At 71.5% G+C, this 17,024-nt stretch carries 10 protein-coding genes and 1 pseudogene; 5 read left to right on the top strand and 6 right to left on the bottom strand.

Annotation, left to right across the window (positions count from 1 at the left end; all coding sequences use genetic code 11):
* Positions 1 to 18 precede the first annotated feature (18 nt).
* On the top strand, positions 19 to 3,378 hold the full coding sequence (locus tag ACFVGY_RS03900) for a BTAD domain-containing putative transcriptional regulator (protein ID WP_385670489.1): 3,360 nt from the start codon (positions 19 to 21) through the stop codon (positions 3,376 to 3,378).
* 66 nt (positions 3,379 to 3,444) lie between these two features.
* Here ACFVGY_RS03900 and ACFVGY_RS03895 read toward each other — a convergent pair whose 3' ends face one another.
* Positions 3,445 to 4,068, bottom strand: coding sequence for a response regulator transcription factor (locus ACFVGY_RS03895; RefSeq protein ID WP_385670486.1), 624 nt, complete (start codon positions 4,066 to 4,068; stop codon positions 3,445 to 3,447).
* A 504-nt stretch (positions 4,069 to 4,572) separates the two neighbouring features.
* Here ACFVGY_RS03895 and ACFVGY_RS03890 point away from each other — a divergent pair.
* Both ACFVGY_RS03890 and ACFVGY_RS03885 read left to right on the top strand, forming a co-directional pair.
* Positions 4,573 to 5,892, top strand: coding sequence for a hypothetical protein (locus tag ACFVGY_RS03890; RefSeq protein WP_385670483.1), 1,320 nt, complete (start codon positions 4,573 to 4,575; stop codon positions 5,890 to 5,892).
* Positions 5,893 to 6,739: 847 nt separating this feature from the next.
* On the top strand, positions 6,740 to 10,441 hold the full coding sequence (locus ACFVGY_RS03885; protein ID WP_385670480.1) for an NB-ARC domain-containing protein: 3,702 nt from the start codon (positions 6,740 to 6,742) through the stop codon (positions 10,439 to 10,441).
* 521 nt (positions 10,442 to 10,962) lie between these two features.
* On the opposite strand, the gene ACFVGY_RS03880 is transcribed toward ACFVGY_RS03885, so the two are convergent.
* Positions 10,963 to 12,486, bottom strand: a complete 1,524-nt coding sequence (locus tag ACFVGY_RS03880; RefSeq protein WP_385670477.1) for an aldehyde dehydrogenase family protein — start codon at positions 12,484 to 12,486, stop codon at positions 10,963 to 10,965.
* Positions 12,487 to 12,539: 53 nt separating this feature from the next.
* Positions 12,540 to 13,847 (bottom strand): GAF domain-containing protein, encoded by a 1,308-nt coding sequence (locus ACFVGY_RS03875; RefSeq protein ID WP_385670474.1) that lies wholly within the window; start codon positions 13,845 to 13,847, stop codon positions 12,540 to 12,542.
* Positions 13,848 to 14,174: 327 nt separating this feature from the next.
* Here ACFVGY_RS03875 and ACFVGY_RS03870 point away from each other — a divergent pair, with 327 nt between their 5' ends.
* A complete protein-coding gene (locus tag ACFVGY_RS03870; protein ID WP_385670471.1) occupies positions 14,175 to 14,363 on the top strand; it encodes a hypothetical protein in 189 nt (62 codons plus the stop codon).
* Between the two features lie 52 nt (positions 14,364 to 14,415).
* On the opposite strand, the gene ACFVGY_RS03865 is transcribed toward ACFVGY_RS03870, so the two are convergent.
* The gene (locus ACFVGY_RS03865; protein WP_385670884.1) at positions 14,416 to 14,871 is read right to left on the bottom strand and encodes an SAM-dependent methyltransferase; all 456 of its coding nucleotides are present in this window, start codon (positions 14,869 to 14,871) and stop codon (positions 14,416 to 14,418) included.
* 77 nt (positions 14,872 to 14,948) lie between these two features.
* A complete protein-coding gene (locus ACFVGY_RS03860; protein ID WP_385670468.1) occupies positions 14,949 to 15,737 on the bottom strand; it encodes a hypothetical protein in 789 nt (262 codons plus the stop codon).
* Between the two features lie 136 nt (positions 15,738 to 15,873).
* On the opposite strand from ACFVGY_RS03860, the gene ACFVGY_RS03855 reads away from it, so the two are divergent.
* Complete coding sequence (locus tag ACFVGY_RS03855) at positions 15,874 to 16,788, top strand: oxygenase MpaB family protein (RefSeq protein WP_385670465.1); 915 nt, start codon at positions 15,874 to 15,876, stop codon at positions 16,786 to 16,788.
* Here the strand turns inward: ACFVGY_RS03855 and ACFVGY_RS03850 are convergent.
* Positions 16,789 to 16,926: pseudogene (locus ACFVGY_RS03850) on the bottom strand (SAM-dependent methyltransferase); the annotation flags it as partial.
* Between the last annotated feature and the right edge of the window lie 98 nt (positions 16,927 to 17,024).

Below are 17,024 nucleotides of genomic sequence, written 5' to 3'. Positions count from 1 at the left end.
GCAGCGCGGGGGTCGGCTGTGCCGGTAGACCGTATCGTCGCGGCGGTGTGGGAGGAGCGGCCGCCGGCCAAGCCGCGCAGTTCCCTGCACGTCTACGTCTCCAACCTGCGCGGGCTCCTGGAGCCCGGCCGGCCTGCGCGAGGGGCGTCCAGCCTGCTCGTCAGCAGCCCGCAGGGGTACGCCCTTCACCTTCCCGACGACGCCGTGGACGCCTGGGCCTTCGAATCGGCCGTGCACCGCGCACGCAGCGCACCTCCGGCGGAGGCGGTCCGGCTCCTCGACGACGCGCTGCGACTGTGGCGGGGCGAGGCGTACGCCGACTGGGACGGCGAGCCCTGGGCCGTGGCCGAGACGGCTCGCCTGACCGAACTCCGCCTGACCGCTCAAGAGATGGCGATGGCGGCCGGGCTGGGAGCCGGGTGCGCGCAGGAGGTGCTGCCGACTGCCGAGTCCCACGTGCGCAGTCATCCGCTCCGTGAGGAGGGCTGGCGGCTGCTGGCCCTCGGGTTGTGGGCGACCGGCCGCCAGGGAGATGCCCTGGCCGCCCTGCGCCGGGCGGCCGCCGTGTGCGCGGAGGAACTCGGTCTGGACTCCGGTCTGGCTCTGATGGAGTTGGAGCGGGCGATCCTCACCCGCCGGACCGAGGTCCTGCACGCCGCGGTTCCCGCGGCTGCGGTCCTCGGGGCGGGGGCTCCCTTGACGGACGTCGGCTACCGGCGGGCGCCGGCGGCGCAGGTCCCGGGCGGAGACGTTCCGCTGCGTACTCCCGTCGGCTCCGACGGACCCCCTCCGGCCGCAGCAGTGCGTCCCGCGGACCGCAGCAGCGCCGGAGACGCCCTGCCCGCCGAGGCTCCGGGCAGGCTCCGGCCCGCAGGGCGCGGCAGTGCCGGCCGGGCCTTCGTGGGGCGCGAACGCGAGCTCGGTGTGCTGGCCGCGGCCGCCGGCGCAGCACTCCGTGGTGGTGCGGTCGCCCTGGTCTCCGGCGAGGCGGGTGCGGGCAAGTCCTCTCTGCTGGAATGTTTCTCCGCCGGGCTGCGGGCGCAGGGATGGACCGTCGTGGAGGGGCGCTGCCCGGACGACGCGGGTGCCCCCGCAGCCTGGGCGTGGGCGCAGGCTCTGGGTCGGCTGGCATCGGTGCTGCCCCCGGATCCGGTCGGGCCGCTCGCTGCGTTGATCACCCCCGGCAGTCCGGTGGCCGACAGCGCAGCCGGCGATGCCACCGCGGGCCGCTTCCACCTCCACTCCGCCTTCAACCAGTGGCTGACGGCCGCAGCCGCGCACCGGCCGCTCGCCGTGTTCATCGACGATCTGCACGAGGCCGACGCGGAGACGTTGGCCCTCCTGGGCAGCGCCGCCGGTATCGACGGCGCCCCGCTCCTCGTCGTGGCGGCGTTCCGCCCGGGCCACGCCGACGCCCGTCTCGCCCCGCTGCTCGCCGCACTGGCGCGCCGCGAGCCCTTCCGAGTCGCCCTCGACGGCCTGGACAGGACCGAGGTCGCGGCGCTCGTCCGGGCCGTGTGCGGCGCGGACGTGGACGACCGCGTGGTCACCGCCCTTGCGGAGCGGACCGGCGGAAACCCCTTCTACGTCACCGAGAGCGCCCGCCTCCTGGCGAGCGGGCAGGCCCAGGCAGACGCGGCCGGGGTGCCCGACGGAATCCGCGACGTGGTGCGCGAACGCCTGGCCCGGCTACCCGACGGCGCCGCCGACATCCTGCGGCTCGCCGCCGTCGCGGGCACCGAGACGCACGTCGCGGTGCTCTCGGCCGCCGCCCCGGCCGCCGCCGTCATCGAGGCGCTGGAGGCCTGCGTCACCGCGGGCCTGCTCACCGAACCGGGCCCCGGGCGGGTCCGTTTCACCCACCCGCTGCTGCGCGACACCGTGTACGGCGATCTCACAGGCTTGCGCCGCGGCCTTCTGCACGGCCGGGTGGCCGAGGCGCTCGCCCTGCTCCGGCCGGACGACCTGCCCGCCCTCGCCCTGCACTTCACCCGCTCCGGAGACCCCCGGCACGCCGCCCGGGCCGTGGACCACGCAGTACGCGCCGCCGCCCTCGCCGAGCACCGGTACGCCCACGACGTCAGCGCAGACCTGCTCCGCCAGGCCCTCGACGCGGCCGAGCTGATACCCGAGACGGCCGACGCACGGGCCGAACGGAGCGTCGGCCTGCTCGGCGCGCTCACGCGCGCCCAGATCCGGGCCGGCTCCGGGGACGCCGCCGCACGCACCCGCCGCCGGGCCCTGGACTGCGCCCAGTACGCCGGCCGCGAAGACCTCGCCGTCGCGGCCTTCACGGCGTGGACCGAGCCCACACCGTGGCTGACCCGCAGCCAGAGCACGGTCGACACGTACGTCGTCGACACCCTGGAGCAGCTGACCGCCCGCCCGGGGCTGCCGCCCGCCGACCGCGCCCGGCTCTTGCAGACGCTGGTGGAGGAGCTGCCCGACGACACGGGAGAACGGGCGGCCGGGCTCGCCGAGCGGCAACTGGCCCTCGCGCGCTCCACCGGCGACCCGGCCCTGCTCGCGGCGGCGCTCACCACCATGACCAAGCTGCTGCCCCACGAACACCAGGCCTCCGGCTGCCCACCCGTCGTCGCCGAACTCCGCGAACTGACCCGGCGCCACGACCTGCCCGCCTACCGGTGGGTCTGCGAACAGGCAGACGCGATGATCGCCGCGATCGGCAACGACGCCGAACAGGTGGAACGCCACGCCCACGAGGGCCTCGCCCTGGCCCGCCGCTACCGGATGCCCGAGGCGGAGGCAGCGAGCCTGTCGACCCTCGCCATGCTCGCCCACGCCCGCGGCCACTTCACGGAAGCAGAGCACCTGTACGAGCAGGTGCGAGAACGCCTGGTACGCCACAACGCGCCGCGAGCCGCCGACCTCCACGCCCGGGGGATCATCACCATCAGACTGAGCCAGGGCCGGATCGCGGAGATTGAAGCCCCGGCCCGCGCCCTGCACGCGGCGTGGGGCACCCGCGGCGGCGAGGCACTCGCCCTCGTCCTGGCGCTCCAGGGCCGTACCGAGGAGGCGCGCGCCGTCCGGTTCGAACCCCTGCCCGTACCGGACCACTTCTACGGCGTACGGCTCGGCGCCCGTGCCCGACTGGCCTGCCTGCTGGACGACACCGCGGCGGCGGCCGCCCTCGTGCCGCTGCTCCTGCCCCTGCGGGAACAGTTCGGATCCGCCGCCACCACCGCCTTCTGCACCCGCCCGCTCGCCCTCGCGCTGGGCGAGGTGTACGCGCTGCTGGGCGACACGGCAGCCGCGAGGGACGCCTTCCGGCAGGCTGCGGACGTCGCACGCACGTGGGGCTCCCCGCACACGCAGGCCGCTGCCGAGGAGGCCGAGCGCGCGCTGGCGGGCTGACAAGGCCCTCACCGTGGCCAGACCGGAGACCCCTGGCGAGGCATCCGACCGGCGGGCGCCGCCGGGTTACAGGGCGCCGTGCCGGAAAGCGTAGGCCACCGCCTGGGTGCGGTTGCGCAGGCCCAGTCGACCCGTCACCCCGCTGATCACCTGCTTGATCGTGCGCTCGGAGTAGTTCAGCCGGCGCCCGATGTCCGCGGTGTCCAGGCCCTCCGCAAGCAGCCGCAGCACTTCCACCTCCCTGGTCCCCAGCCCCGAGAACGTCAGCCCGGCGGGTTCCAGGACGCTGCTACGCAGGCCGAGCACCTGGTCGATGAGTGTTCCTTGGAGCACAGACGGCAGCACGGCGTTGCCCTGGGCCGTCTCCCGGAGAGCCTCCGCCACCGGATCGAATCCCGCTGCGGTGCGTGCCACCACGCTGCGCAGCCCGTACTCCACGGCGGGCAGGACGTACCGGTCGGGCACCTCGCCGGTCACCAGCACGGCGCCGGCTCCCGGATCGTGCGCGCCGGCGGCCAGCGAACGCAGGAGATCCAAGGTGGCGCCGGTGAACCGGTCCGCGAAGACGAGGTGCACATCGGCCCGGTGCCGCTCTGCAGCGGGCAGGGGCCGCAGCCCGGCGTAGTCGCGCAACCGGGCCCGCGCGCCCTCCGCAGTCAAGGCGTCCTCGGCGGTCACCGACACGCCCACCGGCCCGCTCCCGGGGCTGCCGTGCCGGGAACCGCCGGGCGCGGACGTGCGGCTGCGCGGAGGCACTGCCACTCGTACCCCGTCGGCGGGAACGGACGAGGCGGCCGGAGCCGGGACAGGGAGGGTGAGGAGCACGGGGGTGCACCGCCGATCTGGTGTCCGGGCCGACGGCCGGAACCGGGGCCCGCGGGAGGGGTTGCGGCCGCGCGGCCGGCCTGCGCGGCAGACCACCACGGCCGCCGCGGTCTCTCCCACCCTGCCCCGTGCCGCCTGACATCGGCTTGGCATCCGCTTGCCATCTGCCTGCCGCGACGGGAACTGCCGGTCCGAGCATGCGGTTCCCGTCTGCGCCCGGCTGTGCCCGAACGGGCACGGGAGGGCGTCCGATCAGGCCGCCGCACGCTGCACCGGGCCGGAATCGAGGATGCCGTCGGATGGAATGGGACGACCGGCGGCCGGCCCTGCGGCCACCGGCCCGGAACACCACTTCGAGGAGACACCACCATGGCACTCGCCTGCGGCCACGACGCCCCCGCCCACGGCCTCCCGGTCTGCGAGCACATCCGGACCGCGACCGACGAGGTCGACTTCTCCATCCATTACACCGGGCACGGCCTCGAGCATCAGCGGATATGCGCCCTGTGCCGCGAGGAAGCCGAGCACGGCCGGCCGGTCGCCGCAGGCCGCATCTGTGAGGACTGTTCGGACACCTCGTACGGGAGCGTCGTCGACTCCGTCGGGCGCCCTGAGACCATCGACGCCTCCCGCCCCGTCCCGGGCGCCGGACCTCTGGTCCCGTTCCCCGCGGAAACGGGTACGGTCCTGGACCTCGCTCCCACCGAGCGGGGACTGCTGCTGCTTGCGGCCGACGGGCGGATCCTGCTGTGGGACGCCGAGGCGGGCTCCTGCACGCACCTGGCCACCACCGGCGTCAGCGTGCCGGCCGATGCGGAGCCGTGGAACGGGCACGACAAGGCCCTGCGGCTGCACGCCTCCCGCAACGGCCGGTTCGCCGCCGTCGTCGTCGACTTCGGCCGCACCGGCGAGGTGATCGACCTGGCCACCGGAAGGGTCACCACGGTCCTGGAGAACGACGGGTACTACAGCGAGACCGTCCCCTACTCCCTCCTGTTCACCGAGCACGCCGGCCGCGACGTCGTCCTGCACCGCACCCGGTGGAACCGGATCGCGGGCACGGACCCGGCGACCGGCGAGCCCGTCCTCCTGATGCCGGAGTCCGAGAAGGAGGCCGCCTGGGCGCACAGCTTCCACGGCGCGCTCCACCTCAGTCCGGGCGGCACCCGCCTGGCTTCGGACACCTGGCTGTGGCACCCGCTGGGCCAGCCCGTCACCTGGGACCTCGCCCGGTGGTTCGCCGACGGGGAGTCCGCCTGGCACGGCGAGCAGCCCGCCGTCGAATTCCGGCTGCTGCCTCCCTGCGAGTACCACTGGAACCGGCCCATGGTCTGGCTGGACGAGGCGCGGATCGTCCTCGGCGGGCTCGGAGACGACGACGAGGCAGTGGTCCCCGGCGCCCGCGTCTTCGACGTCACCCGCATGGTCGACCTCGGCGTCCACGGCTCGGGACCCGACGAGACGACGACGTTCGGAGGCCCGGAAGGCCGGTTCTTCGCCGCCGACGGCCTGCTGTACTCGGCAGGCGGACCCGGCTTGGAGATCTGGGACCCCACCTCCGGCGCCCGCATCGGTTCCGTCCCCGGCTTCCACCCCACCCACCACGACAGCGTCCGCCGCGAACTCGTACAGCTCACCGCGGACGGCGTCCGCCGCCGCCCGACGACCGAAAGCCTGCCCACCGGCTGAGACGGAGGCTGGTGTGCTGCGGGGACGCTGCGTTCCTCATGCGCGCCGGCGCGGTGCCCGCATCGGATGAGTGGCCGATGCGTGGCTGCGCGCCGACGCCCGGGGCGGGGTGTACGGGAGGCTGGGCGTTCGGGTGCATCGTTGCCGTTGGACCAGCCACAGTGATCGGCTCTCCGGGCGCGTTGAAGGGGTACACCGGTGACAGGGGTGTGTCTGTGGGCAGCCCAGTTGATGGGGTAGACATGCGCCGCACCTCAGACGCTGCCACCGACTCTTCTGGCGATGTCATCGCGACGAGGAATCGGGCCGGCAGGAGCCCGCTGATGGGCTGGGACGGAGGCAGTTCCACCGCCCCAGCCGACTCACTTCATGCTCTCCGCGCTCGACCTTGCCGCCGAGGCATGCGGCGCGATGCAGCTGTGTGCCGCCAAGGGTGAAGGCGCTCAGAAGAGCCCGAGCTTCTTCGGGGAGTAGCTGACGAGGAGGTTCTTGGTCTGCTGGTGGTACAGCAGCCACACCCGGGCTGAGCTGGGAAAACGGCGCTGCGCAGGGCACTCGGGCGAAGCCTGGTGCGGAAATGGTCCGGATCTCGGCCCCAGAGCTCGTGGGGTGAAGAGGATGGAGGCTGCGAGGTTCTGGGAATGATTGAGAGCGCGCTGGTCTCATGGGTGCTGCGGTACGTCCCATGCCTCCGGGCTCGTGGGAGCTGTCACGGTAGGTGGCGCCCGATGTGCAGTTGAGCCTCTCCAGGCTGGAAGCCATCGCACATGTGGCCGGACTGTCCATGGCTGTCATACCTCGCCCCTACGCTGAATCCCACAAATAGGTCTCGACACCGGGGGGTTGTGTGGCGATCGACGGTGGTCGCGTTGCTGCTCGTGGGTTCCAGTATCAGTACCTGCGCACAGTGGAAGCTTTGTTGGTCGGCATGCAGCAGAGTGAGGTGACTGCTTGTCGTGTTGAGGGGCCGGGGAATGCGGTGTCGGTCCACCATGTGGATTCGGTCGATTTCGATCTGGTCGACGCCTCTGGCCGCTCGCTGCTTGCGGTGCAGGTTAAGAGTGCTGGTACGGGACGGACCGTAAGGGCGCGCGAAGCGGTGTCAGTGCTGGTTCACCTGGTCACCGGCTTCGAGGCCGACCAGTACCGTTTGATCACGTCCGCTGTGCCGGACGAAGGCTGTCTGCGTCTGGGTGAGCTGCTGAAGCGCCACGGTGGGGACGTTTCGCGTCTCAAGGTGGGGCTTGAGGAGCTCCTGGTACGGGCTCCGGCAGCCTGGGGCCTCTGTCAGGCGTTGTCCGAGGAGCACTGGGACCGCTTGGGGCGTGCGGGCATTGAGTTCGATGGCCGCAGTGATGAGCAGTTACGTGAAGACCTCCATGGTGCGCTGCGTTTGGAGCGGGAGCGCGCTGGGCGGGGTCTGTCCGGTCGGGCCGGAGGGCTTGTACTGGGCTGTTTGGTTGCAGAGGTGATGCGTCGGGCAGCTGATCCCGGTCTGGCTCAGTGGGATGTGAGCGCTTTTCGCCGGTCGGTGCTGGTGAGTGATGAGGAACTGCGTTCGGCTTTGGGCCGGCAGGATCTGGGCATCGTGTTTGGGCAGGTGCCTCCGGTTCCGGAGGTGGACCGGGCCCACCTTGTCGAGAAGGTGGGCGAGGTACTGCTGGGTGGACAGGATTCAGCGCAGGGTGTGTTGACGTGTGTCATCACAGGGTTGTCGGGCCTGGGGAAATCCAGTCTTGCTGCCGCGTACATCGCGGCTGAGGCCTTCCGCTATGACGCTGTGTTCTGGGTTGATGCTGAGACCGAAGAGTCTTTGGTGGCGTCGTTCGTCAGGGTCCTGGCGCACCTAACGGGTAAGACGGAGCAGACGGAGGTGCGCGACCCGAGGCTGTTACGTGAGCGGGTTCACGCCGAGCTGCAGTCGCTGCCTGGGCGTTGGCTCATGGTTCTTGACGACGCGAGCCAGTCTGTTGTCGGCGCCTGGATTCCCCGTCAGGGACGTGGCCGGGTCATCGTGACGGCGCTGGGTGGTCATTGGCCGAGGGTGGACGGGCGCATCGATCTAGAACCGATGAGTCGCGAGGAAGCACTGGAGCTGCTGCAGTTGCGGCTGTCGGTTGATGCACAAGGGGCCGCCGAGCACGCATCAGCGCTGTCCCGGCTGGCGGACGTATTGGAGTACTGGCCGTTGGCCATCGAGGTGGCGAGTGGCTATCTGGTCAGCTGCGGTGTGGGCGTGGAGCAGATTGCAGCCTATTCGGAGACCTTGGTTCACCGGGCGGCCGACGATGAGCAGTCGGTGCCTGCCGGGTACCCGCGGACTCTGGCCGCAGCGGTCGCGCTGACAGTGGATCGCCTGGCGATCAGTGCGCAGGGCCGCGGCCTGCTGCAGGCAACTCTGGTCACGGTAGCGGCGCTGTGCTGGCTCGCACCGCGTCGGGTGCCAGTGCATCTGGCTGCAGCATGCGCATTCTACGAGCCCGAGAACATGCCGCCCTCTCCCAGATGGCTGGTCTTCGATGAGGTCCATGTACCGGTACGGGAGGTCATGCGCGAGTTGCTCAACGTCTCCCTTGTGCGGTGGGACGAGCCGCTGCCGAGCCGGGGCGAGTCGTTCCCGGGCAGTGATGACACTGTGTCGATGAACTCGGTAGTGCAGCAGATCATCGGCCGGTACCTGGAGATGGACGAGGAAGAGGGCACGGCCGCTTTGTCGGCTCTTGCCTTTCACACGGACCGCTGGCTGCGTGGGGCCCTCCTTACCGGCCAGGCCGAGCGGACGTGGGAGCTGGCCCAGCACGCCACTGCGCTCGTGGGGCACATCCGCTCGGCAGGGACACCAGACACGTTCACGGCACTTCTCATGGGCAACCTCGCCGCATTCCATCACGCCCATGGCCAGTACGAGTCCGCGCAGCGGCTGCTCGAGCAAGAACTGGAATGGCTGGCACAGGCCGGCGACCCGGACGAGGGAATGGCCGCCCAGGCGCGTACGTCGCTCGCCCATCTCGTTCATCTGCGCAAGCAGGACGGCGGCGCTGCCCGCATGGCCGACTATCTGGGCTCTGTGCTGGGCTATCTGCGCAGGCTTGAGGGCCACCTGCACGACAACGTCTCCGACCTGCCAGGTAAGGCATCCTTGATCTTGCAGATGCAACTACGTAGAGAATCCGACCCTAGGCTGGAGGATCTACTGAAGGGCTACCGTGTCCTGGCCGACGGTCTGCCCTCAGCCGAGAGGGAACAGGCGGTGCAGGACCTCCTGGCTATCCAGGACCTGATTGGGCAGGGAGAGACCGAGCGTGCCGAACACGCCGTTACCAAGGCCCTGGTCGGATGTGCTGATCCTTGGGCGTCGAGCACTGCCGACCTGAGGCGTCTGTTGGTCGAGGCGTTGGTTCTGCAGGACAAATGGGCGGAGGCCGATGCTGCCTTCACCGACTTCGTGCCCTATGCCGGCCCCCACACGCTCCACGGGTTTGCCGTTCATCACTTGGTGCACAACGTCGGCTGTCAGTCCGCCTGGAAATGGGTGCTGACCGGGGAGCAGCGTGCGATGCAGTTGCTCGGGCGCCTGCTGCAAGAGACCTGCATCGCCGACAATCCGGCGTACGAGACGGGTACCGACGAAGCACGGTTCATCTTGTTGCAGGCGGTCCACGAAGGCTGGCGTGCCATGCACGAGGGCGCCGACGACGCGGATCCTCTTGGGCTGCTTGCCCGCCTTAGGGACAAGACGTTCACCGATCCGCACGATCCCGGGAGTGTGTGGGAGAGGATCTACCAGGGATTGATTCCGCGGCTATCCGCCGTTGCGGGTGAGACCGCACACCGCCACCAGCAAGAGGCCGGCGAATCCGTGCTTGCCGAATTTTCGCCGATGCTGCAGGCCGATGAGGACCTGCGTGCCGTGTACGAGGAGGCCAGCTGCCATTCGGTGTTGTCGCTGTCCACAGACCCGGGCTACGGGTTCCTCGCTGGCCGCTCCAACGTGGACATTCTACTGCCGGAAATCAAGAAGCTGATGCCGGCGTCGAGAGCTTTGGCCATCTTGGAGCCTGATCAGATGCTCGGCGCCACCTTGCTCGAGAACGGTGAGACAGTCGAGCTACAGATCCACCGGGCTTGCGGCAAGGGTCTGCGTCGTTTGGTTGGGCCACAGCCGACCATCCCCTCACCGCAGCACCTCACGCTCACCATCGCGGGCCGAAGGCTGACTCTCGAGCACGACGACGGCACCGTGATTGCCCGCGCCAATGCGACGGCATCAGGTCGGTGGCGGCAGGTAGCGCGCGATCGTGGCAGCGTGCTCGTGCTGTACGGCTACGGTCTAACCCTTAGCGACCCGGTCGCGCATCGGCAGCTCATGACGGACCGTGCAGAAGTGCACCGCCGGTTCGCCGAGACGAGCGGCAACGGACTGCTTGCGGCTGCCCTCGTCTCCGTGCGCATACAGCCCGGTCCGACCAGTCTGGAACCATCCGCAATGGCAGTCCGCCGACAGCCTTCGCGTACTACCCGCGCTCGGCGGAAAGGGCGACGCAGGTAGGTTCCCGGCGCTTTGCTGGCACGCAAATGAAAGCGGCGACAGCCGTGGCTGGCCAGCTCGGTAACCAGGATGGCTCTGTTCACGAGAACGCTCTCGTGAACAGAGCCCCTGGGATGGTGGGTCAGAGACCCGGCCAGGGTTTGGGAGATGTCAGCCATGGCGGCGCACCTCTGGGCCGACACAGGCCTTGACTCCTGAGCTAAAAAGTAGCCGTGATGCTCGGCTGCCGATCCCCTGTCCTGACAGTGTCCACACCCGCATAGGGCGTCCGCCCCGGACCAGAGGCCTCCCCGCCGAGCCTCCGTCGAACGGAGGTCTTGACTTTGGAGAGCGGCTGGCCGCAGCCCAGGATCTGTCTTGCCCCATCCACGAAGGACATGCCGTTGGTCCGTGACTGGTCCGGACGAGCCTCCGCAAAGCAAACGGAGAATGCCCAGGGTTTCGATCTGATTACCTGGAGTGGCTTCGATGGGCTTTTCCGAGAGGCTTAACACCCACTCCCGGCAATCGACTTCACGCCTCTAGAAGAAGCCGAGCTTCTTCGGGGAGTAGCTGACGAGGAGGTTCTTGGTCTGCTGGTAGTGCTCCAGCATCATCTTGTGGGTTTCGCGGCCTATGCCCGACTGCTTGTAGCCGCCGAAGGCGGCGTGGGCCGGGTAGGCGTGGTAGCAGTTCGTCCAGACGCGGCCCGCCTGGATGGCGCGGCCCGCCCGGTACGCCGTGTTGATGTCGCGGGTCCACACGCCCGCGCCCAGGCCGTACGCGGTGTCGTTCGCGATGCGGATGGCGTCCTCGAAGTCCTGGAAGGAGGTCACGGACACCACCGGGCCGAAGATCTCCTCCTGGAAGATCCGCATCCGGTTGTCGCCCTCGAAGATCGTCGGTTGGACGTAGTAGCCGCCGGCCAGGTCGCCGCCGTGGTCGATGCGCTCGCCGCCGGTCAGGATCTTCGCGCCCTCCCGCTGGCCGATCTCCACGTACGACAGGATCTTCCGCAGCTGTTCTTCCGAGGCCTGTGCGCCGATCATCGTGTCCGTGTCCAGCGGGTGCCCCGGGACGATCAGCTCGGTGCGGGCGACGGCCGCGTCGAGGAAGTCCCCGTACCGGCCGCGCTCGATCAGCGCGCGGGACGGGCTCGTGCACACCTCGCCCTGGTTGAGGGCGAACATGGCGAACCCTTCCAGGGCCTTGTCGCGCAGGTCGTCGTCGACCGTCCAGATGTCGTCGAAGAAGATGTTCGGGCTCTTGCCGCCGAGTTCGAGGGTGACCGGCTTGAGGTGTTCCGCCGCGTACTGCATGATCAGCCGGCCCGTGGAGGTCTCCCCGGTGAACGCGATCTTCGCGACCCGCGGGCTGGACGCCAGCGGCTTGCCCGCCTCCTCGCCGAAGCCGTTGACGATGTTCACCACGCCCGGCGGCAGCAGGTCGGCCACCAGGCCCAGCCAGTAGTGCACCGACGCCGGCGTCTGCTCGGCCGGCTTCAGCACCACCGCGTTGCCCGCCGCCAGTGCCGGAGCCAGCTTCCACACCGCCATCAGGAGGGGGAAGTTCCACGGAATGATCTGCCCGACGACGCCGAGGGGCTCGTGGAAGTGGTAGGCGACCGTGTCGTCGTCGAGCTGGCTCAGCGCGCCCTCCTGGGCGCGCAGGGCTCCCGCGAAATAGCGGAACTGGTCGATGGCGAGCGGCAGGTCGGCGGCGAGGGTCTCACGGATCGGCTTGCCGTTCTCCCAGGTCTCCGCGACCGCCAGGGCCTCCAGGTGCTCCTCCGTCCGGTCCGCCATGCGCAGCAGCACCGAGGCCCGCTCGGCTGCCGAGGTGCGCCCCCAGGCGGGCGCGGCCGCGTGCGCGGCGTCGAGGGCGCGCTCCACGTCCTCGGCCGTGCCGCGCGCCACTTCGGTGAAGGTCTCGCCGTTGACGGGGGAGGGATTGGCGAAGTACTGCCCGCGGACGGGTTCGACGTACTCGCCACCGATGAAGTGGCCGTACCGGGACGCGTACGACATCAGCGCGCCCTCGGTGCCGGGTGCAGCGTAACGGGCCATGGTGTCCTCCCCTTGCCGGGCGCGGCCGCGGTCGGCCGGCGCTCGGCAGGAGACTAGGAGCGGGCAGGTTGCGGATACGTTGCACGGCTGCGGGGGAGCGGTCGTACGGTGCCGAGCTCGCCGTCCAGGGAACGTACGCGGGCCAGCGCGGCCGGGCGGTCGCCGGGCGGCAGGGCTGCGGCCAGGGCCCGCCACACGTCCGGGTCGTCCGCGCCCCACGGCGTGCACACCCAGTCGGTCAGCAGCCCCGCGTCCGCCCGGGCGATCACGGCGGCCCGCGCCTGCTCGTCGATGCGGCGGCGCAGCCGCACGATGCCGGGCGCGGTGGACGCGGGCAGGAGGGGGCCGGTGTAGTGCTGGAGGGCCGCCGAGACGGCGCCGGCGGCGAGGTGACGGGTGACGGTGGCGAAGTCGGCCTGCAGCGGAGCGGCCGTGCGGTAGGGGCGGGAGAGCGGGGCACGGGGGCCCAGCAGAGCGCGCAGCCTCGACATTTCGGCGCGTAACGTCACGGGTGATACGGATTCGTCCTCGTAGAGCTCGATCGCCAGCTCCTCGCCGGTCAGCCCGTCGGGGTGGTGCGCGAGCAGGGCCATGATCTCGCTGTGCCGCCGCCCCAGCCGGGTCCGTGCCCCGTCGGCGCCGACCAGCAGGGCCTCGTCCTGGCCCAGGGCCCCGAGGGTGTCCCCGGAGGCCGCGGGTAACGGGTCCAGCAGGGCCAGCTGGGACTCGGCCGCCCGGGCCACCGCCCGGACGAACGCGAGCGAGTGGGGGTGGGCCAGGCCGTCGCCACCGGTGATGTCCACCGCGCCCAGGATCCGGCCGGTACGGGGGTCGCGCACGGGGGCCGCGGCGCACGTCCAGGCGTGGACCCGCCGGCTGAAGTGCTCGGCTCCGAGGACCTGGACCGACCTGCCGACCGCGACCGCCGTGCCCGGGGCGTTGGTGCCCATCGCCGTCTCGGCCCACCGCGCGCCGGGAACGAAGCCGAGGCGCTCGGCGCGGCGCAACGTGGCCGTCTCGCCCTCCACCCACAGCAGGCTGCCGCGGGCGTCGCACACCGCCAACAGGTGCGACCCGTGTGCCGCGAACGCCCCCACCAGGTCCCGGAACAGGGGCATCACCCGGGCCAGCGGGTGCTGCGCCCGGTACGGCCGGAGCTCCGCCTCCGCGAGTTCCACCTGCGGCGCGCAGTCCGGGCTGACGCGTGCGCGGGCGCACCGCAGCCAGGACCTCGCGATCACCGCCCGGACCGGTCCCTCGACACGGCCGTACCGGGTGAAGGCGGAGTGCGCCCTGCGCAGTACCCGCCCGTGCTCGACGGGGTCGGCTCCGGCAGGCAGTGCCAGCGGCGGCTCGTCCATGAAACCCTCCCGCAGGTTCCGGAGCTCCCGTAGCCCCGGAAGCGCCCCATCGTCGCCGCGGTCCGGGGCCGCGGCAAGGCCGCGCCCGGCCACTCCGCGCCGAAACGCCACCGCTCGTTGCGCGCAGGTGGCGGGGGCCGCGGGACGGGGTTCCGCCGCGGCGGTGCGGGGTGGTGGGGGTCGGTCCCGGGCGGCTCCGGGGTGGGCGGCTCCGGGGCGGCTCCGGAGCGGTCTGGGGCCGTCCCGATTTTCGGGAACCCGCCGACGGCGCGGGGCGTTGAGTGAGGTGACGGAGTAGTGCCCCATGACGGGTGGAGGTGTCCGCAGATGTCCAAGCGCGCGGGTGTCGCAGTAGCCGGAGCCGTGGCAGCCATCGTGGTGTGGAGCCTGGTCGGGTTCTGGGCCGGGCTGTTGGTCCTGATCGGTGTCCCGGCGGCGGCCTATCTGCTGCTGGACCCCTCCCAGCGCCGCCGCCTGCGGGGCATATCCAGGAACAGGAAGCAGCTGGGCCGCTGAGCAGGCCGGGAGGAGCGCCGCCCCGGCCCGCCGGCCGAGCGGGCCGGGGCGATCAGTAGTAGTCCCGCATCAGCTCGGTGGCCCACTCCGGCTGGCTGACCTCACCCCGGGGACCGAACTCGGCCATGTACGGCTTGAGGTCCAGGACGGGCGTCCCGTCCACCGCGTCGAGGCCCTCCACGTGCACGTCCAGGCCGTCCACCCGCACCACGCGGCACCGGGAGACACCCAGCCGGTTCGGCCGGTTCCTACCGCGCTGCGCGAAGATGCCGACCAGCGGCCAGTCCGGGTTGCCCCGGGGTCGCCGGGCGCCAGTCTCGATCTTCCCTTCCGGCACCCGGTCGAAGTGGTACACGACCTCGACGTGCGAAAAGGACTCCAGCCCGTACAGCGCCTCCGGACCGAACCGGCCGGAGTCCAGGCGGATCACGGCCCTCTCCCGCCCCCAGTCGTCGTCGGCCACGTGCGCGCGGCCGCCCACCACCAGGCCCACCGGCTCGGACACCACCACGTCGTTCCCCTCGCTCTCACGCGTTCTCGGTCGGGCGGTCGATCGGTCAGGCGATCGGTCGACCGGTCAGGCGATCAGGACGGGCGTACGGCGATCCCGTCCAGCGCGGCCAGCAGCTCCGGCAGCTTTGGCAGCCCCCGCTCCCCATTCCGGGGCACCGGAAGGACCTCGTGCGGCGCGTCGTCCAGCAGGACGAACGCCGCGCCGTCGGTGCGGGCCACCAGCGACCAGCCGGGCCCGTCCACCCTGAGCGTCCGTGCGCCCCCGCCCGCGAAGGAGGACCGCACCCGCCCGGGCGGCGGCGCCGTCCGCGTGTACTCCAGCGCCTCCCGCAGCGCCCGCGCGAGCCCCGGGTGGGCGGCGGCCGCCGCACCGCCGTCGGCCGCGGCCCGGTCCTGCCAGTCGCCCCACTCCCGGGCGACCTGGTCCGCACCCAACCGCCGCTGCACCGGCCCCCAGGTGTCGGCCGACGGCGGGGCCAGCGGTACCCGCCCGGTGCCGTCCGCGCCCTGCTCCGGGTCGTGCGGGTCCGGCACGCCGGGCGCGGCCACGGACAGGTCCAGCGGCCAGCCCGCCAGCGAGACCACGATCGTCCGCTCGTCGGGGGACAGGTCGTACTCCATCCCGCAGTCCCAGGAGGCGATCGCAGCAGCCACGAGCGACACGTCGTCCACGACGACCGTCCAGCGCGCGCCCTCCTCGTCCTGCCCGAGCACCAGCCCGTACCCCTCGGGGGCCGCGGACACGCCCAACAGTGCACACGCCTCGGGGAAATCGTCGCCCAGGACGCTCGGGAACTGGGCGGGGGTCAGCAGCACGGCGGTCAGCACATAGAGCGAACCGCCCCCCTCCTCATCGGACACATGGCCTCCCGGTCGCTCGCTCGTCGGCGCACCCTAACCAGCGGGTAACCCCCGCGTCGAGAGCCCGCGGGCGGCGATTTCCAAGGCCGCTACCTGCACGTAGAGTTGACCACCCGCCACAGAAAGGGACACCCCGGTGCAGCGTTACGACCGGCTGAGGGAGATCCTCGGTCTGGACCCGGACAAGGACTTCCTCACCATCTACCGGCTCACTGCCACGTACGAGTTCCCCTGGGACTTCACCCGGGCCCTGGAGCTCGCGCTCTTCCGGACCTACGCCGTCCCCAGCATCGGCCGGCTCCTGGCCGAGACCGCCGAATTCACCGACCGCCCGCAGAAGCGCTACGACGACACGGCGCTGCTGCTCGACGCCGTCGTGGAGCACGGCTTCGAGAGCGAGACCGCGCGCACGGCGATCCGCCGCATCAACCAGATGCACCGCAGCTATGACATCTCGAACGAGGACATGCGCTACGTCCTGTGCACGTTCGTGGTGATTCCGGCGCGCTGGATGGACGACTACGGCTGGCGCCCGATGACCCACCACGAGCGCCGCGCCTCCGCGAACTACTACGCCACCCTCGGCCGGCACATGGGCATCAAGGACGTCCCGGACTCCTACGAGGAGTTCGAGGAGACCCTGAACGCCTACGAGAAGGCCCATTTCGGATGGGACGAGGGCGGCCGCAAGGTCGCCGACTCCACCCTCGACCTGATGGCCTCCTGGTACCCGGCCCCGCTGGCCCCGGCCCTGCGCGGGGCCAGCCTCGCCCTGCTCGACCAGCCGCTGCTCGACGCCTTCCGGTACGAGCGCCCCCGCCCGCAGGTCCAGCGGTTGGTCCGCGGCGTCCTGCGGCTGCGCGGCCGCGCCGTCCGGCTGCTGCCGCCGCGCAAGGCCCCGCACTACGCCCGCCAGAACCCGGAGATCAAGGGCTACCGGAACGGCTACGACGTGGGCGAGCTCGGCACGTTCCCGGTCCCCGGCCTGGGCGGATGCCCCGTCCCGCACCCGCGCCGGCCGGCCGGGGCCGAGGCCCAGCCCCCGGCCTGATCAGCCGCGGCGTACCGCGAGGGCCAGGAAGCGGGCGTCCTCGTCGGCGTACGAGACCAGCTCCCAGCCCGAACCGGCCAGCAGCGGGCCGAGGTTGTGCTCGGCCCGCAGGTCGTCCGGGGTCAACGCGCGGCCGTGGGGGGGCGGCCGGGCCCCCCCCCCCCCCCGGGGGGCCACCCCGCGCCCCCCCCCCCCGCGGCCGGCGCGGGCCCGCGCCCCCCCCGGCGGCGCCCGGG

The sequence above is a fragment of the Streptomyces sp. NPDC127106 genome (assembly GCF_042677605.1).
In the GTDB taxonomy this organism is placed as follows: Bacteria; Actinomycetota; Actinomycetes; order Streptomycetales; family Streptomycetaceae; genus Streptomyces.
The sequence above is the reverse complement of the archived record's forward strand: the minus strand, read 5'-3'. Positions and strand labels throughout refer to the sequence as shown.